Source organism: Brevundimonas sp. (assembly GCF_036402095.1).
Taxonomy (GTDB): Bacteria; Pseudomonadota; Alphaproteobacteria; order Caulobacterales; family Caulobacteraceae; genus Brevundimonas.
Genome location: NZ_DASWTO010000150.1, coordinates 1 through 22,968 on the forward strand (window position 1 = coordinate 1; position 22,968 = coordinate 22,968).

Consider the following 22,968-nt stretch of genomic DNA (forward strand, 5'->3'; position numbering starts at 1 on the left):
GGCCACGCCGACTTCGGCGGCGAGGTGGAGCGGATTCTCGGCATGGTCGACGGCTGCGTGCTGCTGGTCGACGCCGAGGAAGGCGTCATGCCGCAGACCAAATTCGTGCTGACCAAGGCGCTGAAGATGGGGCTGCGTCCGATCCTGTGCATCAACAAGGTCGACCGCGCCCACGCCGATCCGGACAAGGTCCACAACGCCGCCTTCGACCTGTTCGCCGCCATCGGCGCGACCGACGAGCAGCTGGATTTCCCGCACATCTACGCCTCGGGCCGCGCCGGCTGGGCGACGCTGGACCTGAACCAGCCGAGCGACAACCTGGCCCCGCTGTTCGACCTGATCGTCGAGCACGTGCCGGCGCCCAAGGTCGTGGAAAACAAGGACAAGCCGTTCCAGATCCTGAACGTGCTGATCGAGAGCGACCCCTTCCTCGGCCGCCTGCTGACCGGCCGCATCGAGAGCGGCAAGGCCGTTCCGGGCATGGCCATCAAGGCCCTGTCGCGCGACGGCAAGACCATTGAACAGGGCCGCATCACCAAGGTGCTGGCCTTCCGTGGCCTGAAACGCCAGCCGGTCGACGAGGCCGAGGCGGGCGACATCGTCGCCATCGCCGGGATGTCGAAGGCCACCGTGGCCGACACACTCTGCGCGCTGGAGGTCACCGAGGCGCTCCCCGCCCAGCCGATCGACCCGCCGACCATCTCGATGACCGTCTCGGTCAACGACAGCCCGCTGGCGGGCCGCGAGGGCGACAAGGTGCAGTCGCGCGTCATCCGCGACCGCCTGCTCAAGGAGGCCGAGGCCAACGTCGCCATCCGCGTCACCGAGACCGGCGGCAAGGACGCCTTCGAGGTCGCCGGCCGCGGCGAACTGCAGCTGGGCGTGCTGATCGAGAACATGCGCCGCGAGGGCTTCGAACTGTCGATCAGCCGTCCGCGCGTGGTCTATCAGACCGGCGAGAACGGCGAGCGTCTGGAGCCGATCGAGGACGTCGTCATCGACGTCGACGACGAATACACCGGCGTCGTCATCGAGAAGCTTTCGGCCCGCAAGGCCGAGCTGAAGGACATGGGCCCGTCGGGCGCCGGCAAGACGCGGCTGGTGCTGAAGTCGCCGTCCCGCTCGCTGATCGGCTACCAGGGCGAGTTCCTGACCGACACGCGCGGCTCCGGCGTGCTGAACCGCGTGTTCAGCCACTACGAGCCGCACAAGGGCGCCATCGAGGGCCGCCTGAAGGGCGTGCTGGTTTCGAACGGCGACGGCGAGACCGCCGCCTTCGCCCTGTGGAATCTCGAGGAGCGCGGCGTGATGTTCGTCGGCGCCGGCGAGAAGACCTACCAGGGCATGATCATCGGCGAGAACAGCCGCTGGGACGACCTCGACGTCAACCCGATGAAGGCCAAGCAGCTGAACAACATCCGCGCCGCCGGCAAGGACGAGGCCGTGCGTCTCACCCCGCCGCGCCGCCCGTCGCTCGAACAGGCGATCGCCTACATCGAGGAGGACGAGCTGGTCGAGGTCACGCCCAAGTCGATCCGCCTGCGCAAGCAGGTGCTGAACCCTTCGTTCCGCAAGAAGCGCGTCCGCGAGGACTGAACCGGCAGGCCTTCGCCGAAACCATTGGCGGCGGGGCCGGTTGATGCAGGCGTGAAGCCCCCCGCGCGGACGCCTTGATGGAGGCGTCGGCGCCGTCCGGCCGATCGGAATTCGGCCAATCCGGGCGATCCCGGGGCCATTTCGGGGCCGACGCAACAATCCGCCCTGCGCCGGTGTTTGCCAGTCGGTGCGAGCCGATCCGCTCGCTTAACGCAAGGCTGACCATCATGCGAAAGACCGCGCTCCTGACAGGGGTCGCCGGCCTGTTCCTCGTGACCGCCCCCGCGATCGCCCAGGACAGCACGGCCCCCCAGACTCCGCCCGCCGCGACCCCGCCGGCCACCCCGCCGGGACAGGCGGCCCGGGCGCCGACCCTGACGCTTGAACCCGGCGCGACGGTGCGGGGCTCGGACGGCGAGCTCGGCGTCCTTGTCGGCGCCCGCCTGAACGGCGGCCGGCAACAGCTGACGGTCCGGGGCGCCGACGGCACGGTCCGCGCGGTGCCGATCGACGGCATCCGCCAGGAAGGCGACGTGGTCGTCGTCGACTTCACCCTCGAACAGTTCGGCGCCGCCGATACCGTGACCCAGCCGGCCACGCCCGCCACGCCCGCGGAACCGGGTGTGACCCCGGCGACTCCGGCCACGCCCGCTGTGCCCGGCAACCGCACCGCTGACGACGGCGATGACGACGCCGACGAGGACGACGACGCGGACGCCGATCCGGACGAGGATCGCGGCGCGACGCCCGCCACGCCGGCCGTGCCCGCGACCCCGGCGCAACCCGGCGTAGCCCCGGCCGTGCCGGCCACGCCGGCGGTTCCCGCCACGCCGCCGGAACGCACTCCGCCCACCCTGCCGCCGGACACCCCGGCCTCTCCGCGGCCCGGTGAAGGCGCCGGCAACGCCCCGGCCAACCCCCCGGGCAAGCCGAACGGCTGATCCGGAAGGTGCAAAAGAGAAGGGCGGCTCCTCGCGGAGCCGCCCTTTTTTTGTCCCTTGAAGGCGGGGACCGTCAGGCCCGTCGCTTCACCAGACCCAGCAGGAACAGCAGGATGATGGCGCCCAGGGTGGCGACGATCAGTCCGATGATCCAGTTGCCCCCGGCGTCGCCACCGAGAGTGTTGAACAGGAAACCGCCGATCAGGGCGCCGACGACGCCGACGACCAGATTGGTCAGGAGGCCGTGGTTGCGCCCCATGATCTGCTCAGCCAGCCAGCCGGCGATGATGCCGATGACAATCCACGCAACCCATCCAAACCCGCTCATAGTCCGCTCCTTCCAAGGATGATCGATGGCCGTTTAATGCGTCGGAAGCGCAACGGTTGCTCCAGCGGACAACGAACCCTGTTCGGCGGTTCTCGCCCCCGGCGGGAAGGCGGCACGCCCCTTGCCCCCGGAAGGGCGAGCCGTCCCGCATCGGGACAGGTTGGGAACAAGGGGAATTGGGGCCATGGCCACCGACATCGACCTTCATCTTGGACGCCGCCTGCGCCGCCGCCGCCGTCTGCTGGGCCTGACGCAGCAGCAGCTGGCCACCCAGGTCGGCATCCGCTTCCAGCAGATCCAGAAGTACGAGTGCGGCGCCAACCGCATCTCCGCCGCCCGTCTGTGGCAGCTGTCCGAAGCGCTGGAGTCGCCGGTCAGCTATTTCTACGACGGGCTGGAGGAAGCGATCGAGCGTCGGGAGGCGGCCAACCAGGGCGGCGAGATGTTTTCCCGCAAGGAAACGCTCGACCTGATCCAGGCCTATTACCAGCTGGGTGAGCGGCCGCGCCGGCGCCTGCTCGACCTCGCCAAGTCGCTGCACACCGAGGGCGAAGCGGTCTGACCGACGTCGCCGACGACGGCGCATCGCGTCGTGCGGGACGAATGATCCGGTGACATGACGGCGGGGCGTGGGTATCCCGCCTGTCATGACCGAGTACGAACTGTTCGCCGTTGAACTGGCCCGCGAGGCCGCCCGCGTTTCGCTGCCGTATTTCCGCGGCGCCTGCGAGCAGGAGGACAAGGGCGGGTCCGCCGGCTTCGATCCCGTGACCCAGGCCGACCGCGAGGCCGAGGCCGCGATCCGGCGGTTGATCGCCGATCGCTATCCCGCCCACGGGGTCATCGGCGAGGAGTACGGCGAGGACCGGCCGGACGCCGAACACGTCTGGGTGCTCGATCCGATCGACGGGACGCGCGCCTTCATCGCCGGTCTGCCGCTCTGGACCAATCTGATCGCCTTGAGGACGGAAGGCCGGCCCGCCGTCGGCGTCATCGGCCAGCCTTATCTGGACGAGATATTCCTGGGCGGACCGTCCGGGGCGCGTCTGCTGCAGGGCGGCGGCGAGACTCCGCTGCGCGCGCGGCCCTGCGCCAGCCTCAGCGAGGCGCTGATCGCCACCACCGATCCGAACCTGTTCACGGGCGCGGAACTCGGCGCCTGGACCCAGGTCCGCGCCGCCGCCCGCCTCGCCCGGCTGGGCTGCGACGCCTACGCCTACGCCATGCTGGCGGCCGGGCGTATCGACCTGGTGGCCGAGAGCGCATTGAAGGTGTGGGACTGGTCGGCGCTCGTGCCGGTCATCGAGGCGGCCGGGGGCGAGGTGACCAATTGGCGGGGCGGGACGCCCGACCACAGCGGCCAGATCCTCGCCGTGGGCGACGCGCGCCTGCGGGATCAGGCGCTGGTGGCCCTCCGGCGCGCCGCGCTCTAGGCGGCCCGGGTCGGCTCGCTGTCCACCGGAGGCCCGGGGATCGGCGACAGGTCCTCGACCGGCGAGACATAGGCGCCCATGGCGTCGAACTCGTCGAGGAAGACGCCGCGCAGTTCGTCGGTCTCCATGACCACCTCGTGCTTCGCGCCGGGGATCTCGACGTAACGACCGCGGCCGAGCCGGCGCGCGGCCCATTTGTTGGTCTGTTTCCAGACGCGGTCGTCCTCGCCCGCCTGCACGATGGCCACCGGGATGCGCACCGACTTCAACGCCTTGGGCTTGAGCGCCCGTTCGCCGGCGTCGAGGGCGAAGGCCAGCCAGCCCCAGGTGGGACCGCCGACGGCCAGATGCGGGCAGGCGTAGAGCTGCTGGCGCCACTGCTCGTAGCGGCTTTCGTCGGTGGTCAGGGCGTCCTTCTCGAACGTGTGGTCGAAGGGGTCGTCCGGATTGTCGAGCACATAGTCGCCGGCCTTGCCGTGACGCAGATTCCAGCGCACCGCCAGCTTGACCGACCACATCGAGCGCTTGCCGGTCTTGATCCGCAGCATGGGGCTGGTCAGCAGGGCCCCGGAGAACCGCTCGTCGCCGGCCTGAAGGGTCATCAGGTTGAGCACCGCGCCCATCGAATGGCCGACCATGATCCACGGCTTGGGCGCGCGGGCCTCATAGGCGTCCAGAAGGCGGGCGTAGTCGTCGAGAAACTCCTCGACCGCCCGGGCGTGGCCCTTCAGCCGGTCGGGCAGCAGCCGGGCCGACAGCCCCTGGCCGCGCCAGTCGTGAGCGAGAACACACCAGCCGCGCGCCAGGAAGTTGCCGATGACCTCGAAATATTTCTCGATCGGCTCGGTGCGCCCCGGACTGAGGATGACCGTGCCGCGCGGCTTGCGAGCGGCCAGGGTCGAGGGCGTCCAGAAGGCGGCGCGCAATCGCAGTCCGCCGGCGCCCCGGAACCATTCGCCGGTTCCTCCCGGAGGCGCGGAGGCGCCCGGAACCCCCATCAGGGGGGCGTTGGCGGCGTAGGCGGCGGCTCGGCTCACTCGGGTTTCCTGAACTTCAAGGTCATTCGGTCGCTCTCGCCGATCTCGTCATATTTCGACCGGTCGAAGGTCGGGTCCGGCGGCGATCCTCGCGGCGCCGTCAGCCCCATCGGGGGCAGGGTCTCGACGCCGAACGGATGATCCTTGGTATCCCTTTCATTCGCGTTGATTTCTGACGACGCGACATAGGCGAAGCCGGCCTCGGCCGCCAACTGCCGGACAAAGGCCTCCTGGACATAGCCATCGGCGGCCGTGGGGTCCTGATCCTTGTCGGGGCCCAGCCGGTGCTGTTCGACGCCGAGAATGCCGCCGGGCCGCAACGCGGCGTAGGCGTCGGCGAAGGCCTTCTCGGCGATGCCAGCCGCCATCCAGGCGTGGATGTTGCGCATGAACAGGGCCAGATCGGCTGTCCCCGCCGGCGCGACGGGCCCCGAGGTCGGGCCGAACGCGGAAAGCTCGATTTCCCCGTACAGCCGCCGGTCATTGGTGAACCGTTCCTGGAAGGCGGCCATCAGCTGGCTCTGGGCCGGGTCGGCGCCGGGACCGGTCTGGAAGCCCGCGGCGATATAGCGGCCGTCGCCCTCGGCCAGATAGGGCGCCAGGATTTCGGTCCACCACCCGCTGCCCGGCCAGAACTCGACCACGGTCATGCTCGGCTGCAGGCCGAAGAACCGCAGGGTCTCCATCGGATGCCGCCATGCGTCGCGGGCGCGGTCCTGGGCGCGCCACGGGCCCGCGACGGCCCACTCCAGCGATCCCTTGGGCGGGCCATCGGGCTGGGGCGGCGGCTCGGCCGTCTTCTCCCGGCCGCAGCCGGCCAAGGCAAGCATGGCGACCGCGCCGGAGAGCACGTTCCGACGCGACGCCAGCGGTCGCCTGACCTCGGTTGATTCAGCCATTCACGTCCCCCGCGACGCGTTCGCGCCGTACGGTTCGTCCCCGTTCGCCAAGGGCTTAACCCTGTTCCCGTGGCCGGTCAAAGCCGTTGCCGCCTCTGTCCGCATCAGGCCGGCTTGCGGAAACGAAGGGTCATCCGGTCGCTTTCGCCGATCGCGTCGAAAGCCGCTCGCTCGGCGTCCGTCAGAGGGGTCGGACGATCGATCGGGTTGCCTTCCCGGGGGGCGCTGACGCGGGTCGGAGGCAGGGTCCAGACCCCGTACGGATGGTCACGATCGTCCTTCGGATTGGCGTTCAGTTCGCTGCGGGCGTCCAGCACGAAACCGGCGGCCAGGGCCGCCCGGATGACGTAGCTTTCGGGCACATAGCCAGTCGGCGCGGTCTGGTCGGGGTTGAGTCCGTCGACGCTGCGGTGCTGTTCGATCGCCAGCACGCCGCCGGGCTTCAGCGCCTTGAAGAAGGCCGCCATATAGGGCTCGGTCCGCCCGGCGCGGTGCCAGTTGTGCAAGGCGCGGGCGACCACGACCAGGTCGGCGGTTCCGTCGACGACGCCCATGCCTTCGAGCGGGCGGCTGACGGCGTGGTAGGTCCCGCCGGTCGCCTGGGCGTAGGGCTCGAGGATGTTGCGCCACCAGCCGCCGCGTCCGGGCTCTATCTCGACGATGGTCGAGCCCGGCGTCAGGCCCCAGAAGGTCAGGGTCTCGAACGGGCGACGCCACTCGTCGCGGGCGACGTCGGCGGCCGGCCGGGCGGACGAGCCGATCGCCGCCTGCAGGGCCGTATCCTCCTGCGGGACCGGCGGGGTCATGGCGGCGCGACGGGCCGTGCGCTGGGCGGGCGTCTCGTCGAGCGTGGGCAGGTCCGGCAGGGTCTGGGCGAAGGCCGACGCCGGAAAGGCGAGCGCGGCGGTCACGGCGAGGGCGAGCAGGCGCATTCTGGTGTCTCCAGGGGAGGGGAAGGGAGGCTGACGCAGGACCCTGCTGGGTTCGGGCATTTCGGGCAAGTCACGATGGCGGGCGGGCGACAGAATGAAGCGTCGCCGGCGGCGGCGAGACCCCCCTTGACGGACTTTTTCGCCATCCCACATCTGCATCCGGGGACGCCGACATCGGGTCTCCTCAGACCTGACGGGGCCGGACAACGGACCGCCGGGGCTGATCTCCCACCGCCGTCCCGGGCTCAAAACGCAGGGGCGGCTCAACCTTGCTGATCCTCAGGAGGATGACATGCGTACCTATGATTTCACCCCGCTCTACCGCTCGGCCGTCGGCTTCGACCGGCTCGCCAACCTGCTGGAAAGCGCCGCGCGCACCAGCCAGGAAAACGGCTGGCCGCCCTATAACATCGAGACCACGGGCGAGAACGCCTACCGCATCGAGATCGCCGTCGCCGGCTTCAAGCCCGACGAGCTGAACATCGAGGTGAAGGAAAACCTGCTCACCGTCACCGGACGCAAGACCGCCAATGACGACGGCGCCGGGCGGAATTTCCTGCACCGGGGCCTGGCCGAGCGCGACTTCGAGCGTCGCTTCCAGCTGGCCGACTATGTGGTGGTGAAGAACGCCGACCTGGTCAACGGCCTGCTGTCGATCGATCTGGAGCGCGAGCTTCCGGAAGCCCTGAAGCCCCGCCGCATCGAGATCGGTTCGGGCCAGGCGCTGATCGAAGGCAAGAAGGGCAAGGCCGCCGCGTAAGTCCGGTTGAGCCTGAAGTCCTTGAAGGGGCGGCGCTCGCGTCGCCCCTTTTTTCGTCAGGCGGCGGCGTCGACTTCCATGCCCCGCGCGCCTGTCGTGACGGTCCCGGTCAGATCCGCCTGGCGCAGGCAGGCGCCCCGCAGGGTCGCCCGGGTCAGGTCGGCGTCCGTCAGATTGGCGCGCTTCAGGTCGGCTCCGGACAGGTCTGCGCCTTTCAGGCAGGCGCCGGTCAGGTCGGCCGGCATCAGCCGGTCGGCGGCGATCATCAGCGGTCCGAGCTGGGCCTGGCGCAGGTCGGCGCCGTTGAGCCGGGCACGCGTGAGCCGAGCCCCGCGCAGATCCGCGCCCTTCAGATTGACCGAGCGCAGGTCGGCGCCCTCGAGGTGCGCGCCCTGGAGCTGCACGCCCTCCATGTCTAGGCCGTAAAAGACGGCGCCCTTGGCCGACAGGGCCGTCAGATTATAGCCGGTGATGGAGCGCAGCGCCCGCAGGTCGACACCGTCGAACACGGAGGGCTGGCCGGCGGCGCCGCCGGTCTCGCACCAGTGGGCGTGCTCGGCCAGCATCTCGGCGGCGGGCATCTTGTCGACGGGACTGCCGACGGCGCGGTCGTCAGTGAGGGCGCCGGTCATGTCGGCCCCGTCGGTCCGCCACATGGCCATCTTGACGCCGACCAGCACCGCGTCGCGAAGATCCGCCCCTGACAGGTCCGCCCCCGACAGGTCGGCCCCGGCCAGGTCGGCGCCCCGGAAGCTGGCCTGCTTCAGGTTGGCCCGAACCATCTTGCAGTCCTTCATGATGGCGTCGGAGAAATCGGCGGCGACGGCGACGATGCCGGTCAGCTTGGAGCGCTCCAGATTGGCGCCCGCGAGACAGGCGCCGGTGGCCTGGGTGTCGTTGCGTTGTTTGGCCTCGATGACCCGGAAACCGAGCTTCGAGTCGGCGGCGGCGATGGCGCCCTCGCGCAGATCGGCCTCGAACAGATCGGCGCCGGTCAGATCGGCGCCGCGCAGGCAGGCGCCGCGCAGGTCCGCCCGCCGCAGGCTGGCGTCGACCAGGATCACGTCCTGCATGTCCGCGCCGAAGAAGGTGGCGTTGTCCAGCTTGGCGCCGGTCAGGTCGGCCCCGATCAGGCTGGCGGCGGCGAAGTCGGCGTCGGCGAGGTTGCGGCCCACCAGCGACAGGCCGGCCAGGTCGAGCCAGGCGAACACGGCCCGGGCGCCGCCGGGCTTGGCCTGCCACAGGCGATCGTGCCGGGCGCAGATGGCGTCCAGTTCCTGTTGGTCGATCCGCCTTCTGGCGGCGATGGGGGCGGTGGTTCCCGACATTGCCCCAGAATGGCACGCCTCCGCTTAAGAAAGCGTGAGGAATCAGGGCGGTTATCGGGTCAGCAGACCCTGGGCAGCGAGAGCGTCGGCCAGATCGCCCGGGCCGACCCAGACGCGGGTGTAGCCGGCTTCCCCGAGGCGCTTCAGCTCGGTGGCCAGATCGGCCTTGGGCGAGGCGGCGAAACGGGCGTCGAAGCCGGCTCCGTCCTCGCTGATCCGCACCATCGGCCGTCCGGTCTCGACCCGGTGAAGATAGCCTTCGTAGAGCACGGCCGCGTCCGGGGCGAGCAGGCCGGTCTCGACCTCCATCCCGGCCTTGCGCAGCCGCTCAACGCCGCGGCCCGCGGCGAAGGGCGAGGGGTCGACGGCGGCGACGACGACCCGGGCGATGCCTGCGTCCATCAGATAGTTGGAGCAGGAGGTGCGGCCCGAGGAGCGCGCGCCGCACGGTTCCATGGTGACATAGGCGGTGGCGCCCCTCGCCCGGTCGCCGGCGGCGGGCACGGCCTGTTCCTCGGCGTGGGGACGGCCTCCGGGGGCGGTGGCGGCCTCGGCGACGACCTCGCCGTTCCTGACGATGACGCAGCCCACCGCCGGATTGGGCCAGGTCTGGCCCATCCGCGCCTTGGCCAGGGCTATGGCCCGGCCCATGAAGCGGATGTCGTCGGAGGCCTGCTGCGCGTCGGTCATGGGTTCAGGCTCCCGGCAGGGGCGGCAGGTCGGTCGCCCGGGCCTCGTCGAGATAGCGGGCGGCGACGGGTTTCAGGTCGGCGTCGAGGTCGATCTCCAGCGGATTGCCGGTGGGAATCTCGACGCCGACGATGCGGTCGTCGGGGACGGCGAACAGGTGTTTGACGATGGCCCGCAGCGAGTTGCCGTGGGCGGCGATCAGCACGTCGTCGCCGGCCCGCAGGCGCGGGGCGATGGCCTCGTTCCAGTAGGGCAGGACGCGATCCAGGGTGGTCTTGAGGCTTTCCGTGTCCGGGATGGTCTGGCCGGCGTAGCGGGGGTCGGAGGCGAAGTCGAACTCGCCGCCGGAGGCCAGGGGCGGGGGCGGCACGTCGTAGCTGCGGCGCCAGATCTTCACCTGGTCCTCGCCGTGCTTCGCCGCGGTCTCAGCCTTGTCCAGCCCGGTCAGGCCGCCGTAGTGGCGCTCGTTCAGACGCCAGTCCTCGATGACGGGCACGTCCTTCAGCCCGGCGGAGTCGAGGGCCAGGGCGCCGGTGCGCCTGGCCCGCGTGAGCACCGAGGTGAACATGACGTCGGGGGTGAAGCCGGCCCCGGCGATCAGTTCGCCGCCGCGCCGCGCCTGGGCCTCGCCCTCGGCGGTCAGGTCGACGTCGACCCAGCCGGTGAAGCGGTTCTCGAGGTTCCACTGGCTCTGGCCGTGGCGCAGCAGGATCAGGCGGGGCATTCAGGTCTCCATGGACGTCGCCCGGGGGGTAGGCCCGGGCTTCCGACCGGTCAAGGTTGGCGGTTTTCCGGCAACGCGGCGCCGATACCGCCGTTCCCGCGTTGTTGTGACCCTCCGGCCGCCTGTCTATACCGGGCGCCGCCCCAGCCACGGACCCGATCATGATCAAGCCCCGCCAGGACCTTCGCCCGAACACGGCCGAGTACGAGACCGTGCCGCTGGTGAAGCCGACGGGGTTCCGGGAGTACGACGCCCGCTGGATCCTCGAGACGGAGATCAACCTGCTCGGCATCCAGGCGTTGGGGCTCGGGCTGGCGACCTATGTCCACGAGATCGGCCAGCGCCCGCGCATCGTGGTCGGGCACGACTACCGCGCCTATTCGCTGGCGGTGAAGCAGGCCCTGACCCTCGGTCTGCTCGAAGGCGGCATGGAGGTGGTCGACATCGGCCTGGCCCTGTCGCCGATGGCCTATTTCGCCCAGTTCGAACTGGACTGCCCGTGCGTGGCCATGGTCACCGCCAGCCACAACGAGAACGGCTGGACCGGGGTCAAGATGGGGGCCCAGCCGCCGCTGACCTTCGGCCCCGACGAGATCGGGCGGCTGAAGGAGATCGTGCTGAACGGCGAGGGCGTGGCGCGCGGGGGCGGTACGCTGACCCGGGTGGAGGATTTCCGCGAACGCTACATCGCCGACATCGTCTCGAAGACGACGCTGACGCGGCCGATCCGGGTGGTCGCGGCCTGCGGCAACGGCACGGCGGGCGCCTTCGCGCCCGAGGCCCTGCGCCGCATGGGGGCAGAGGTGATCGAGATGGACACCGAGCTCGACTACACCTTCCCCAAATACAATCCGAACCCCGAGGACCACGCCATGCTGATGCAGATGGCGCAGAAGGTGCGGGACACGGGGGCCGACGTGGCGCTGGGCTTCGACGGGGACGGGGACCGCTGCGGGGTGGTCGACGACACCGGCGAGGAGATCTTCGCCGACAAGATCGGCCTGATGCTGGGCCGCGACCTGTCGGCGCTGCACCCGAACGCCACCTTCGTCGTCGATGTGAAGTCGACCGGTCTGTACAAGACCGACGCAGTGCTGAAGGCGAACGGGGCCGAGACCGTCTACTGGAAGACCGGCCACAGCTATATCAAGCGCAAGACGGCGGAGCTGGGGGCGCTGGCCGGCTTCGAGAAGTCGGGCCACTTCTTCTTCAGCGACCCGATCGGCCACGGCTACGACGACGGCATCGTCGCGGCCGGGGCGATCCTGGCCATGCTGGACCGCAATCCGGGCCGGAAGCTCAGCGACCTGAAGCGGGCCCTGCCGGACGCCTGGACCAGCCTGACCATGTCGCCGCACTGCGACGACGAACTGAAGTACGAGGTGCTGGAGCGGATCGTCGCCGAATATCAGGCGCTGGCCGACAGCGGCGGCGAGATCCTCGGGCGGAGGATCGTCGAGGCGATCACCGTCAACGGGGTGCGGGTGCATCTCGAGGACGGCAGCTGGGTGCTGGTGCGGGCCTCATCGAACAAGCCGGAGCTGGTGGTCGTGGTCGAGAGCATGCGGTCGGAGGCCGACATGCGCGCCCTGTTCCGCGACGAGGTGAAGCCGCGCCTGGCGAAGTACGGCGAGATCGGCGCCTACAATCAGGAGATCTGACAGGGTCGCCGAAAATCGCGAAACCCTGTCATCCCGACACTCCGGCGCGCTCCGGCGACCGGCGCGGGCGCCGCTGCGATGGCGGGGCGGAGCCGCTTCCTGGCGCGGGAGCGGCGGTGGCGGGTTGTCAAAGACCGTCCCGGCGGGGATGAGGACATTGCAGCACGCCGATACGTCAAGGTTGGACGCAGGCCTTGGCGCCCGGGCCGCGAACGGCGCCCGGGATGACAGGGTTTGGTCGGCCTTGGCCGGGATGACAGGGTATCCAATGGCTGGACTCCGGCGGTGAGGACGAGGACGGCGATCATCGGCGGCGGCTTTTCCGGCGCCATGCTGGCCGCCCGGCTGGCGGAGCGGGGCGTCGCCTCGGCCCTGATCGAACGCACCGGGGAGTTCGGCCCCGGCGTCGCCTATTCGAGCCAGTTCGACCGCCATCTGCTGAACGTGCGCTCGAGCCGGATGAGCGCGGTCGAGGGCCGGCCCGACGATTTCGTGCGCTGGCTGAAAGCGCATCATCGCCGCCATGCCGACGCCGACGGTTTCGCGCCGCGGCGACTGTACGGGTCCTATGTGAAGGACCGGCTGGCCGCCGTCGAAGCCGCCCATCCAGGCCTGATCGAGCGCGTCACCGGCGAGGCCGCCGCCATCGAGGCGTCAGCCGTTCGCCTGGCCGACGGCCGGGGCATCGAGGCCGGGGCGGTGGTTCTGACGACCGGCAACCCCGCGCCGAATGTAGCGGGGCCATCGGGCGGAACCGGGCGGATCATAGACGATCCCTGGGCGCCCGCGGCCCTCGACCGGATCGGGGCCGACGACGACGTGGTCATCCTCGGAAGCGGCCTGACCATGGTCGACATGGTGCTGTGGCTGCAGGCGCAGGGCTGGCGTGGCAAGGCGACCGCGCTCAGCCGGCGCGGGTTGAAGCCGCGCGAGCACGGCGTGGGCCACGACGCGCCCGTTCCGCCCACGCCCGCCCTGACCGCTGGCCCGCTCTCCGCCCGGCTGGCAGAGGGTCGGCGTCTGGCGGAGCAGGAAGGGTGGCGCGGCGTCATGGAGGGGCTGCGGCCGCTGACCGCCGGGCTGTGGACTTCCGCGGACAGCGCCACCCGCGCCCGTTTCCTGCGTCATCTGCGGCCCTGGTGGGATGTCCACCGGCACCGACTTCCTCCCGCCATCGCCCTGACCATCGAGGCGCTGGAGGCGGCCGGCCGGCTGGAAATCCTGGCCGGACGCATCGGCCGGCTCGACGAGACCGGCGACGGGGTCGCCCTGGACTGGCGCCCCCGGGACGGCGCCCGCCGGCCGCGGTTGGCCGGACGCTGGCTGATCGACTGCAGCGGGCCCGGTCATGATCCGGCCGCCGATCCGCTGATCGGCCCATTGATCGTGTCGGGCCGGGCGCGGCTGGACGCCCTGCGGCTGGGACTCGCCCTCGATCCGTCGGGACGGGTGCTGCGGGCGGACGGGGCGCCGGACGAGCGTCTGTTCGTGTTGGGTCCGCCGGCGCGCGGCGCCTTCTGGGAGACCACCGCCGTGCCGGACATCCGGAGCCGGATCGAGGATCTGGCGACTGCGCTGGCCGGGGCGTCCTCGGGATGATGAGCGACCGTCTCGCCGCCCTGAAGACCTGGGCCGGTCGGCTGAAGACCGACGTGCTGGCGTTGTGGCTCGCCGCCCGGGACGGGCGCACGCCCCTGACCGCCAAACTGCTGGCCGCGGCGGTCGCGGCCTACGCCTTCAGCCCCATCGACCTGATCCCGGACTTCGTGCCGGTGCTGGGCTATCTCGACGACCTGCTGATCCTGCCGCTGGGCGTCTGGCTGGCGGTGCGGCTGATCCCGCGGGGTCTGATGGACGAGTTCCGGGCGCAGGCCGCCTCCACCGGCCGACCCCTGGGACGCGCCGGGGCCGTGGCGGTCGTGGCGATCTGGATCGCGGCGGCCGGTGTGCTCGGATGGTGGCTGTGGCGGGCGCTGACGTGAGCCCCGGCGTGGGAGTCAGACCAGCGCCAGCAGTCCGATAAGGGCGAGGGCGAGCCCGACCAGCGCCAGAAGCGACAGGGTGACGACGGCGGCGATGCGGGGGCCGGAGCGGGCCACGGCGCGGGCGTCGGTGCTGAGGCCGAGGGCGGCCATGGCCAGCACGGTCAGGGCGGTGGTGAGCCAGCCGAGCACCGGCAGGGCGGCGGCCGGGATCAGGCCCAGCGACCGCGCGCCCATCATCAGCAGGAAGCCGACGATGAACCACGGCAGCAGATGGCCCAGCGGCACGCGGCGCGGCGGGGCGTCCGGGTCGGCGTCCGACCGCCCGCGCAGGGCGACGATGACCGCAAGGGCGAGGCAGACCGGGCCGAGCATCAGCACCCGGACGAGCTTGATAAGCGTCCCCGCCTGGGCGGCCACGGGGCCGACCGGGAGGGTGGCGGCCAGCACCTGGGGCACGGCGTAGACGGTCAGGCCGGCGAGGACGCCGTAGCGGACGTCGCTCATCGCCAGGGCCGCTCCGAGCAGCGGCAGGAGCAGGACGACGACGATTCCGAGCACGGCAGTGAAGGCGATGGCGGCCGACACGTCCTCGGCGTCCGCGTCAATCACCGGGGCCACGGCGGCGATGGCCGAGTTGCCGCAGATGGCGTTGCCGCAGGCGATCAGCACCGCCATCCGCCGCGGCAGGCGCAGCAGCCGGCCGAGGCCGTAGCTGACGACCACGGCGAGGGTGACGACGACCGCCGTGCCGAGCAGCAGGCCGGGCCCGATGGCCATCACCGTGGCGGCGCTGACCGAGGCGCCGAGCAGGACCACGGCGATCTCCAGCAAGGTGCGGGCGCTGAACTCGACCCCGGGACGCAGGACGGCGGGCGGCGTCCACACCGAACGCACGGCGGCCCCGATCAGGATGGCCAGCACGATGGCGTCGATCCAGCCGCGCCCGAACAGCTGCAGCTCCAGCGCCTGCACGGCGACCGCGGCCACGGCGACGGCGGCGCAGGCCAGCAGGCCGGGGATCAGGGACAGGGCGCCACGCGGGCGGGCGGGAATCATGTCGGCAGACTGCGCCGGTCCGGCGACGGGTTCCATGGTTGAGTTGAGGTCGGGCGATCAGGCAGCGAACCAGGGCGGATCGGGCTCCCTAGCGATAGGCGCCGGTCCTGAGATTGATGCCGTATTCGACGTTGGCCTTGAGCGCCGACAGCATCTGCGACCAGCCCATGCAGTTGCCGTAGGAGGCCTTGAGACCCGTCGGGGTCTCGCGCCAACCTTCCTCAGCAATGCGGACGAGGGTGCGGGCGCCGTCATCGAGCGGCGCGAAGGTGATGGTGACCGTCGTCATATAGCCCGCGTTCACGACCGGATCTTCACCCTCCGGCGCACCTTCGCTGGCCTCCCAGCGCAGAACGATACGTTCGTCCTGGACAACCTCGACCACCTCCACCGGAAAGGCCCCCGGGAACTCCGCGAACGCCCATTGGACCGTCGCGCCTGTCTCCAACCGGCCGACGGCGCCGCCGGTGGTGAAGTAGGCGGAAAGCCTGGCCGGATCGGCGACGGCCTCGAACACCTCGTGGACCGGCTTACCGATGCGGGTCGAGACCTCAAATTTCAGCTCCATTGGTGCTCTCCGTGGTTGCCGGCGAGGGTTATATGTTATAGAAACATAACATGTCAATCGGCGACGATCTCGACAGCGTTTTCAAGGCCCTGGCGAATCCTGTCCGCCGGCGGTTGATGGATGCGATGAAGGACGGGCCGCGAACCACCGGCCAGTTGTGCGACGCGGAAAACGGGCTGGATCGCTGCACCGTCATGCAGCATCTGAAGACGCTTGAAGCGGCGGGCCTGGTCATCGTGCGCCGGCAGGGGCGCGAGCGCTGGAATCATCTCAACGCCATGCCGATCAAGGCCGTCCACGACCGCTGGATCGCGCCCTATGCACGCGGGGCGGTGGCCATGCTCGCGGACCTCAAGGGTCGGGTGGAGGCCTAGCCCGCCGCCTTCACCGCCGCGGCGACGTCGGCGACCACGGCCTTGACCAGTTTCGCGTCGTCGCCCTCGGCCATGACCCGGATCAGCTTCTCGGTGCCCGAGGGGCGGACCAGCAGACGGCCCTGGCCGGCGAGGCGGGTCTCGGCGCCGGCGATGGCGGCCTTCACCTTCGGGTCATCCAGCGGTCTGGCGGCGGTATAGCGGACATTCTCCAGCTTCTGCGGCACGGGCTCGAACTGGCGGGCGAGCTCGCTCATCGGCTTGCCGCTCTCGGCGAGGATGGCGAGAACCTGCAGCGCCGACATCAGGCCGTCGCCGGTGGTCGCGTGGTCGTGCAGGATGATGTGGCCGGACTGTTCGCCGCCGAGATTGAAGCCGCCCTCGCGCATCCGCTCCATCACATAGCGGTCGCCGACCTTCGTCCGCTCCAGCGTCAGGCCCTCGGCCTGCAGCCGGCGCTCGAGGCCGAGGTTGGACATGACGGTGGCGACGAGACCGCCGCCCTTGAGCAGGCCGCGCCGGGCCCAGTCCAGCGCCACCATGGCCATGATCTGGTCGCCGTCGACGACGCGGCCGTTCTCGTCGCAGATGATCACCCGGTCGGCGTCGCCGTCGAGGGCGATGCCGATGTCGGCGCGATAGGTGCGAACCGCCTCGGCGATGGTCTGCGGATGGGTCGAGCCGCAGTCAGCGTTGATGTTGAGGCCGTTCGGCTCCACGCCCACGGCGCAGACCTCGGCGCCCAGTTCATAGAGGGTGGTGGGGGCGACCCTGTAGCCCGCGCCGTTGGCGCAATCGACGGCGATGCGCAGGCCCTGCAGGCTGAGGCCCTTGGGGAAGCTGGCCTTGGCGATCTCGACGTAGCGGGCCTGGGCGTCGTCGATGCGCTTGACGCGGCCGAGGCGGTCGGCGGGCGCGAGCCCCGAACCGAGATCCTCGTCCATCATGGATTCGATCTTGAGCTCGACCGCGTCAGACAGCTTGTAGCCATCGGGACCGAACAGCTTGATGCCGTTGTCGAGGAAGGCGTTGTGCGAGGCCGAGATCATCACGCCGATGTCGGCGCGCATCGAGCGGGTCATCATCGCCACGCCGGGGGTCGGCAGGGGGCCGAAGGTGCGCACGTCCATGCCCGCGCTGCAGAAGCCCGCCACCAGCGCCGGCTCGATCATATAGCCGGACAGGCGGGTGTCCTTGCCGATGACGACGAGGTGGCGGCGGTCGTCCGACGACATGAACATCCGGCCGGCGGCGAGACCGACGCGCATGGCGACCTCGGGCGTCATCGGGTGGGTGTTGGCGCGCCCGCGGATGCCGTCGGTGCCGAAATAGCGTCTCTCGCCCAAGTGTCGTCTTCCTCTGGCCGCGGCCGCAGAAACCTTGCGAAACCGCTTTTTAGGTGCAAACCGGGACCCCTGTCGCCTACATCGGCGCCAACAGTCAGGGTCGGCTTAGACCGTCCCGCGCCCCTGCGCAAAGCGCGGGAAACCACTTTCCGAGGGTCTTGTTCATGTGCGGCATCATCGGTGTCACCGGCGTCGGTCCGGTCGTTCCGCGGCTGATCGACAGTCTGAAGCGGCTGGAGTACCGCGGCTATGACTCCGCCGGGGTGGCGGCGCTGGTCGACGGGCGGATCGAGCGGCGGCGGGCCAAGGGCAAGATCCGCGAACTGGAGACGGTGCTGGCCGCCGAGCCGCTGAACGCCACCGTCGGCATCGGGCACACCCGCTGGGCCACCCACGGCGCGCCGACCACCACCAACGCCCATCCGCACAAGGCCGGCCGGGTGACGCTGGTCCACAACGGCATCATCGAGAATTTCGCCGAGCTGAAGGCCGAACTGACCGCCGAGGGCCACGCCTTCGAGAGCCAGACCGACACCGAGGTGGTGGCCCATCTGCTGGACCGCGAGCTGGGCAAGGGCAACGACCCGCTGGCGGCGTTCAAGAGCGTGCTGGACCGGCTGACCGGCGCCTATGCGCTGGCGGTGCTGGTCGAGGGCGAGGAGGGGCTGATCATGGGCGCGCGGCGCGGCAGCCCGCTGGTGGTCGGCTGGGGCGAGGGCGAGATGTATCTCGGCTCGGACGCCCTGGCGGTGGGTCCGTTCACGCAGAGGATCTCGTATCTGGAAGAGGGCGACTACGTCGGCATCGACCGCTCGGGCGCGCGGATGTTCGACGTGGGCGGCAACGCCGTGGACCGGCCGGTGGTGCAGGTCTCGGCCTCCTCGGCCCTGGTCGAGAAGGGCGAGTACCGGCATTTCATGGAGAAGGAGATCCACGAGCAGCCGGACAGCGTGCAGCACACCCTGTCGGAATACCTCGACTTCGTGAACGGCCGGGCGAAGACGGGCGGGACCGATTTCGCCGCGCTGGACCGCATCCAGATCGTGGCCTGCGGCACGGCCTTCTACGCCGGACAGATCGGGCGCTATGCGTTCGAGAAGCTGGCCGGCCTGCCGTGCGACGTCGAGATCGCCTCGGAATTCCGCTACCGCCAGCCGGCGCTGACGCCGGGGACGCTGGCCGTGGCGGTCAGCCAGTCTGGCGAGACGGCGGACACCCTGGCGAGCCTGTCGTGGTGCAAGGCCAACGGTCTGAAGACGGCGGCGCTGGTCAACGTCCATTCCTCGTCGATGGCGCGCGAGGCCGAGACGCTGTGGCCGACCCACGCCGGACCCGAGATCGGCGTCGCCTCAACCAAGGCCTTCACCGCCCAGGTGGCGGCCCTGCTGGCGCTGGCGGTGTCGGCCGGGGTGCAGCGCGGCAGGATCGACGCGGCGAAGGAGGCCGAGCTGGTCAAGGCGCTGTTCGAGGCGCCGCGCCTGATCGCCGAGGCCATGCTGATGGAGGACGCGCTGAAGGCCGTGGCGCACGATGTGGCCAAGGCCACGGACGTGCTGTTCCTCGGTCGGGGCGCGATGTTCCCGCTGGCCATGGAAGGGGCGCTGAAGCTGAAGGAGATCAGCTACATCCACGCCGAGGGCTACGCCGCCGGCGAGCTCAAGCACGGGCCGATCGCCCTTGTGGACGAGCTGACGCCGATCGTCGCCCTGGCCCCGCTGGACGAGGTGTTCGAGAAGACCGCCTCCAACCTGCAGGAGGTGGCGGCGCGCGGCGGGCCGGTGATCATGATCGCCCCGAAGTCGGCCCCCGATCCGCACGGCGCCGGCATCCGCCGGGTCGACGCGCCGGAGTGCCACTCGCTGATCGCGCCGCTGGTCTACGCCGTGCCGGTGCAACTGCTCGCCTACTATGTCGCGGTCCAGAAGGGCACCGACGTCGACCAGCCGCGCAACCTGGCGAAATCCGTCACCGTCGAGTGATCGCATCCGGACGCAGATGCGTTAGGCTGCCCGACCTCGCTGTTCAGGATTCCGCATGACCGCCCACGCCCGCCGCCTTCGCAAGGCCGTCCTGCCCGTCGCCGGCCTCGGCACCCGGGTGCTGCCCGGCACCAAGACCACGCCGAAGGAGCTGCTCAACGTCGTCGACCGGCCGATCCTGAGCTACATCGTGGAAGAGGCGCGCGAGGCCGGGATCGAGCACATCGTCTTCGTCACCGGCCGCTCGAAGGGGGCGATCGAGGACTATTTCGACCATCAGATCGAGCTCGAGGCCCAGCTGCTGGCCAAGGGCAAGACCGACATCCTCGACATGATGAACGCCGAGCTGGCCAGCGCCGGCGAGATGAGCTTCACCCGCCAGATGCAGCCGCTGGGCCTCGGCCACGCCGTATGGTGCGCCCGTGACATCGTCGGCGACGAGCCGTTCGCCGTGCTGCTGCCGGACGTGATCGTCGACGCCGCCCCCGGCGCCCTGAAGCAGCTGGCCGACGTCTACGCCGAGGTCGGCGGCAACGTCATCGGGGTCGAGGCGGTGCCGGAGAGCGAGACCCACAAATACGGCATCGTCGACCCCGAGAACCGGGACGGGCGCCATATCCGCATGAAGGGGATGGTCGAGAAGCCGCCGCGCGGCGAGGCGCCGTCCAACCTGTCGATCTCGGGGCGCTACATCCTTCAGCCGGAGATCTTCGGCATCCTCGAGAACCAGCCGCGCGGGGCCGGCGGCGAGATCCAGCTGACCGACGGCATGGCCCGGCTGATGAAGGACCAGAGCTTCACGGCGGTCGAATACGAGGGCGTCACCTACGACTGCGGCGACAAGATCGGCCTGCTGCGCGCCAACGTGGCCCTGGCGCTGAAGCGGCCGGACCTCGGGGAACAGGCGCGCGCGGCCATAGCCGCGCTCCTCTAGACAAGACCGGCGCGCCACGCCCGGAGGCGCCGCGATCGCGGCCCTGCCTGATCGTCAGCCGCCGGTGCGGCCCGACGGCTGGCCGGTGATCTTGCAGACGTTGTCGAGCTGCGGACGGCCGCTCTGCTGACCGGTCGGCGACAGAATGCCGCCGCGGGCCTGGCAGTCCGCCGCCAGCCGCTCCAGTTCGGTCTGGTACTGATCCGGGCCCATGGCGGAGGCGCAGGCTGACAGGGTCAGGGCGAGGGCCGCGGGGGCGGCGAATAGGACGACACGCATCGGCGTTCTCCCGGTTGATCTCAGGACAATGTAGAGCTTGAACGGCGGTTCCGTTCAACCGCGTCGATCAGGCGGTCGAGGTCGGCCGGCGACGAAAGCCGGTGGTCGCCGCCCTCGATCAGGTCCAGCCGCACGTCCGCTCCGGTCAGGCGCTCGGCGAGGGTGATCTGACGCCGCCACGGCACCACGTCGTCGGCCCGCCCCTGCAGGATATGCACGGGCGCGGCGAGCGGCAGCGGACCGCGCAACACCAGCCAGTCGCGAGCCTCCTCGAACATGGCGCGGGTCAGGACGTATTCGCCCAGCCCGTCCTCGACCACCAAGGTTTCGCCCTCGCGCAGGATCGCCTGGCGCTCGTGGTCCGCGAGGCCCGGCCACATCAGGTCCTCGGTGAAGTCCGGAGCCGGATTGACCAGCACCAGACCGGCGAGGCGGTCGGGCCGGGCCAGGGCCAGCAGCAGGGCCACCCAGCCGCCCATGGACGAGCCGACGGGGATGACGGGGCCCTCAAGGCTGTCGAGCAGGGCCATCGCATCCTCGCGCCAGCGTCCGATGGTGGCCTTGCGCCAGTCGCCGGACGACCGCCCGTGCGCGAAATGATCGTAGCGGACGTAGTTCCAGCCCCGCTCGCGCGCCGCCGCGTCGAGGGCCAGCGCCTTGGTCCCTTCCATGTCCGAGCGAAAACCGCCGATCCAGACCACCGTCGGACCCGCGCCCCGCACCCGCCTGAGCGCCAGGAATTCGCCGTCCGGGCGGTCAAGGCGTTCCACGTCGTCCATCGGCGTCCCTCTCGCGAAATCGTTCGCGGACTGATAGCGAACCGCGGCAAGCGAAGCGAAGGCCAATCCGCGTGTCTGAACCCAAGGTCCTGTTCGTCACTTCCAACCGCATCGGCGACTGCGTCATCTCCTCAGGCGTGATCCGCGAGATCGGCCGACAGCTGCCGGGTGCGCGCATCACCGTGGCCTGTGGCCGCCCGCCGGCGCCGCTGTTCCGGTCCGCGCCCGGCGTGGAACGGGTCATCATCCTCGACAAGAAGAAGTTCGCCGGACACTGGATCGACCTGTGGAAGCAGGTCTGGCGGACCCGCTGGGACATGGTCATCGACATCCGCGGCTCGGCGCTGGCGTTCCAGGTGCGGGCGAAGAAGCGGCGGGTCTATCATCGCGGCCTGGAGACCGGTCTGCCGAAGGTCGAGATGGTGTCGCGCATGATGGGCGCGGAACGGCCGCTGGATCCGGAAATCTTCCTCGACGCCCGGGCCGAGCGCGAGGCGGGAGAAGTGTTGACTCCGCAGCTATGGGATGGGCCCGGGCCGGGGCCGATCCTGGCGCTGGCCCCCATCGCCCACCAGCCGGGCAAGAGCTGGCCCGCCGACCGGTGGGGCCAACTGGTCTCGAAGCTCAAGGCCGAGCCGCGCTTCAAGGGCTGGCGATTCATGCTGGTCGGCGGGCCGGGCGACCACGCCCCCGCGGCCCCGGCCCTGGCGGAGGCGGGCGACCGCGGCCTCGACTTCGTCGGCAAGGGCGACATCCTCGCCTCGGCCGCGGCGATCCATGGCGCGGCCCTGTTCGTGGGCAACGATTCCGGACTGATGCATGTGGCCGCCGCGGCCGGGCGGCCGACCCTGGGCCTGTTCGGTCCGACCGAGTGGTGGCTGTACGGTCCGTGGGGTCCGAAGACCCGCACCGTGGCGTCCAACGAGACGCGCGGCGAGTTCGCGCCCATCGAGGCGCTGACCGTCGACCATGTGTTCGAGGCCGTGCTGGGTCTGCATGACGCCTTCATCGGCGCCGGAACGCCGGTCAAACCTTGAAGAGACGGGCATTCGCGGTCATATAGGCGGCGTGAGGGGAAGACCGCGATCCGTCGCGCGCTTCGTCTCGCCAGACCTTCGTCCACAATAAGGAAACGACGCCCATTCGCCGTCCGATGAACCAGCCGCCCGTCAAGGACGGGCCGCCCATGAACCAAGACATCCGCGCGCCGCGCGTTCTGCTGATCGACCAGAACGGCGAAAAGCAGGGCGTCATGCCTACGTCCGCCGCGCTGGAAGCCGCCGAAGAGGCCGGCATGGACCTGGTTCAGATCGTCTCCACCTCGGAACCGCCGGTGGCG

General features: G+C 70.3%; 24 protein-coding genes and 1 pseudogene. 13 read left to right on the plus strand and 12 right to left on the minus strand.

Annotated elements, in window-relative coordinates; genetic code table 11:
* Together typA and VGD32_RS10490 are read left to right on the plus strand one after the other, a co-directional pair.
* Nucleotides 1-1,596, plus strand: a 1,596-nt coding sequence (gene typA / locus VGD32_RS10485; protein ID WP_331031834.1) for a translational GTPase TypA, incomplete at its 5' end; no start/stop codon positions are given.
* Between the two features lie 227 nt (nt 1,597-1,823).
* The gene (locus tag VGD32_RS10490; RefSeq protein WP_331031835.1) at nt 1,824-2,537 is read left to right on the plus strand and encodes a hypothetical protein; all 714 of its coding nucleotides are present in this window, start codon (nt 1,824-1,826) and stop codon (nt 2,535-2,537) included.
* A gap of 73 nt (nt 2,538-2,610) precedes the next feature.
* Here the strand turns inward: VGD32_RS10490 and VGD32_RS10495 are convergent, their stop codons facing one another.
* Nucleotides 2,611-2,865, minus strand: a complete 255-nt coding sequence (locus VGD32_RS10495) for a GlsB/YeaQ/YmgE family stress response membrane protein (protein ID WP_324813072.1) — start codon at nt 2,863-2,865, stop codon at nt 2,611-2,613.
* 184 nt (nt 2,866-3,049) lie between these two features.
* Here VGD32_RS10495 and VGD32_RS10500 point away from each other — a divergent pair, with 184 nt between their 5' ends.
* Entirely contained in the window at nt 3,050-3,427 is a 378-nt protein-coding gene (locus tag VGD32_RS10500; protein WP_414644408.1) for a helix-turn-helix domain-containing protein, read from the plus strand.
* Between the two features lie 85 nt (nt 3,428-3,512).
* Nucleotides 3,513-4,298 (plus strand): histidinol-phosphatase, encoded by a 786-nt coding sequence (gene hisN, locus VGD32_RS10505; RefSeq protein WP_331031836.1) that lies wholly within the window; start codon nt 3,513-3,515, stop codon nt 4,296-4,298.
* Here hisN and VGD32_RS10510 read toward each other — a convergent pair.
* The 3 genes from VGD32_RS10510 to VGD32_RS10520 all read right to left on the minus strand — a co-directional run bounded on the left by VGD32_RS10510 (nt 4,295) and on the right by VGD32_RS10520 (nt 7,166).
* Entirely contained in the window at nt 4,295-5,335 is a 1,041-nt protein-coding gene (locus VGD32_RS10510; RefSeq protein ID WP_331031837.1) for an alpha/beta hydrolase, read from the minus strand. The two genes, hisN and VGD32_RS10510, sit on opposite strands and share 4 nt — an antisense overlap.
* Nucleotides 5,332-6,234, minus strand: a complete 903-nt coding sequence (locus VGD32_RS10515) for a methyltransferase (protein ID WP_331031838.1) — start codon at nt 6,232-6,234, stop codon at nt 5,332-5,334. Before VGD32_RS10515 ends, VGD32_RS10510 begins: the two co-directional genes overlap by 4 nt.
* A 104-nt stretch (nt 6,235-6,338) precedes the next feature.
* The gene (locus tag VGD32_RS10520; protein WP_331031839.1) at nt 6,339-7,166 is read right to left on the minus strand and encodes a methyltransferase; all 828 of its coding nucleotides are present in this window, start codon (nt 7,164-7,166) and stop codon (nt 6,339-6,341) included.
* 292 nt (nt 7,167-7,458) lie between these two features.
* Between VGD32_RS10520 and VGD32_RS10525 the strand changes: the two genes are divergently transcribed.
* Nucleotides 7,459-7,926: an Hsp20 family protein gene (locus VGD32_RS10525; RefSeq protein ID WP_331031840.1), complete on the plus strand. Its 468-nt coding sequence runs from the start codon at nt 7,459-7,461 to the stop codon at nt 7,924-7,926.
* Between the two features lie 56 nt (nt 7,927-7,982).
* On the opposite strand, the gene VGD32_RS10530 is transcribed toward VGD32_RS10525, so the two are convergent.
* From VGD32_RS10530 to gpmA, 3 genes are read right to left on the minus strand one after another with little or no spacing between them, the layout of a single operon-like run.
* Complete coding sequence (locus tag VGD32_RS10530) at nt 7,983-9,254, minus strand: pentapeptide repeat-containing protein (protein ID WP_331031841.1); 1,272 nt, start codon at nt 9,252-9,254, stop codon at nt 7,983-7,985.
* A gap of 51 nt (nt 9,255-9,305) precedes the next feature.
* The gene (gene ribD / locus VGD32_RS10535) at nt 9,306-9,944 is read right to left on the minus strand and encodes a bifunctional diaminohydroxyphosphoribosylaminopyrimidine deaminase/5-amino-6-(5-phosphoribosylamino)uracil reductase RibD (RefSeq protein ID WP_331031842.1); all 639 of its coding nucleotides are present in this window, start codon (nt 9,942-9,944) and stop codon (nt 9,306-9,308) included.
* A gap of 4 nt (nt 9,945-9,948) precedes the next feature.
* Nucleotides 9,949-10,668 carry a 2,3-diphosphoglycerate-dependent phosphoglycerate mutase gene (gene gpmA / locus VGD32_RS10540; RefSeq protein WP_331031843.1) on the minus strand — a complete coding sequence of 240 codons (720 nt, stop codon included), beginning with the start codon at nt 10,666-10,668 and terminating at the stop codon, nt 9,949-9,951.
* A gap of 161 nt (nt 10,669-10,829) precedes the next feature.
* Between gpmA and VGD32_RS10545 the strand changes: the two genes are divergently transcribed.
* The 3 genes from VGD32_RS10545 (at nt 10,830) to VGD32_RS10555 (ending at nt 14,311) form a co-directional block, all read left to right on the plus strand.
* Complete coding sequence (locus VGD32_RS10545; RefSeq protein ID WP_331031844.1) at nt 10,830-12,329, plus strand: phosphomannomutase/phosphoglucomutase; 1,500 nt, start codon at nt 10,830-10,832, stop codon at nt 12,327-12,329.
* 285 nt (nt 12,330-12,614) lie between these two features.
* Nucleotides 12,615-13,928 (plus strand): FAD/NAD(P)-binding protein, encoded by a 1,314-nt coding sequence (locus tag VGD32_RS10550; RefSeq protein WP_331031845.1) that lies wholly within the window; start codon nt 12,615-12,617, stop codon nt 13,926-13,928.
* The gene (locus VGD32_RS10555; RefSeq protein ID WP_331031846.1) at nt 13,928-14,311 is read left to right on the plus strand and encodes a YkvA family protein; all 384 of its coding nucleotides are present in this window, start codon (nt 13,928-13,930) and stop codon (nt 14,309-14,311) included. The genes VGD32_RS10550 and VGD32_RS10555 overlap by 1 nt, the downstream gene beginning before the upstream one ends.
* A gap of 15 nt (nt 14,312-14,326) precedes the next feature.
* Here VGD32_RS10555 and VGD32_RS10560 read toward each other — a convergent pair whose 3' ends face one another.
* Both VGD32_RS10560 and VGD32_RS10565 read right to left on the minus strand, forming a co-directional pair.
* Nucleotides 14,327-15,406: a YeiH family protein gene (locus tag VGD32_RS10560; protein ID WP_331031847.1), complete on the minus strand. Its 1,080-nt coding sequence runs from the start codon at nt 15,404-15,406 to the stop codon at nt 14,327-14,329.
* 52 nt (nt 15,407-15,458) lie between these two features.
* A complete protein-coding gene (locus VGD32_RS10565) occupies nt 15,459-15,938 on the minus strand; it encodes an SRPBCC domain-containing protein (protein ID WP_331031848.1) in 480 nt (159 codons plus the stop codon).
* Between the two features lie 50 nt (nt 15,939-15,988).
* Between VGD32_RS10565 and VGD32_RS10570 the strand changes: the two genes are divergently transcribed.
* Nucleotides 15,989-16,312, plus strand: coding sequence for a metalloregulator ArsR/SmtB family transcription factor (locus VGD32_RS10570; RefSeq protein WP_331031849.1), 324 nt, complete (start codon nt 15,989-15,991; stop codon nt 16,310-16,312).
* Here VGD32_RS10570 and glmM read toward each other — a convergent pair.
* Complete coding sequence (glmM, locus tag VGD32_RS10575; protein ID WP_331031850.1) at nt 16,309-17,658, minus strand: phosphoglucosamine mutase; 1,350 nt, start codon at nt 17,656-17,658, stop codon at nt 16,309-16,311. The two genes, VGD32_RS10570 and glmM, sit on opposite strands and share 4 nt — an antisense overlap.
* Before the next feature lie 164 nt (nt 17,659-17,822).
* Here glmM and glmS point away from each other — a divergent pair, with 164 nt between their 5' ends.
* Together glmS and galU are read left to right on the plus strand one after the other, a co-directional pair.
* Nucleotides 17,823-19,637 carry a glutamine--fructose-6-phosphate transaminase (isomerizing) gene (glmS, locus tag VGD32_RS10580; RefSeq protein ID WP_331031851.1) on the plus strand — a complete coding sequence of 605 codons (1,815 nt, stop codon included), beginning with the start codon at nt 17,823-17,825 and terminating at the stop codon, nt 19,635-19,637.
* A gap of 55 nt (nt 19,638-19,692) precedes the next feature.
* On the plus strand, nt 19,693-20,571 hold the full coding sequence (galU, locus tag VGD32_RS10585) for a UTP--glucose-1-phosphate uridylyltransferase GalU (RefSeq protein ID WP_331031852.1): 879 nt from the start codon (nt 19,693-19,695) through the stop codon (nt 20,569-20,571).
* A 54-nt stretch (nt 20,572-20,625) separates the two neighbouring features.
* Here the strand turns inward: galU and VGD32_RS10590 are convergent, their stop codons facing one another.
* Entirely contained in the window at nt 20,626-20,850 is a 225-nt protein-coding gene (locus tag VGD32_RS10590) for a hypothetical protein (RefSeq protein WP_331031853.1), read from the minus strand.
* Nucleotides 20,851-20,870: 20 nt separating this feature from the next.
* Nucleotides 20,871-21,629, minus strand: coding sequence for an alpha/beta hydrolase (locus VGD32_RS10595; protein WP_331031854.1), 759 nt, complete (start codon nt 21,627-21,629; stop codon nt 20,871-20,873).
* A gap of 71 nt (nt 21,630-21,700) precedes the next feature.
* Here VGD32_RS10595 and VGD32_RS10600 point away from each other — a divergent pair, with 71 nt between their 5' ends.
* Together VGD32_RS10600 and VGD32_RS10605 are read left to right on the plus strand one after the other, a co-directional pair.
* The gene (locus VGD32_RS10600; RefSeq protein WP_331031855.1) at nt 21,701-22,666 is read left to right on the plus strand and encodes a glycosyltransferase family 9 protein; all 966 of its coding nucleotides are present in this window, start codon (nt 21,701-21,703) and stop codon (nt 22,664-22,666) included.
* 116 nt (nt 22,667-22,782) lie between these two features.
* Nucleotides 22,783-22,968: pseudogene (locus VGD32_RS10605) on the plus strand (translation initiation factor IF-3); the annotation flags it as partial.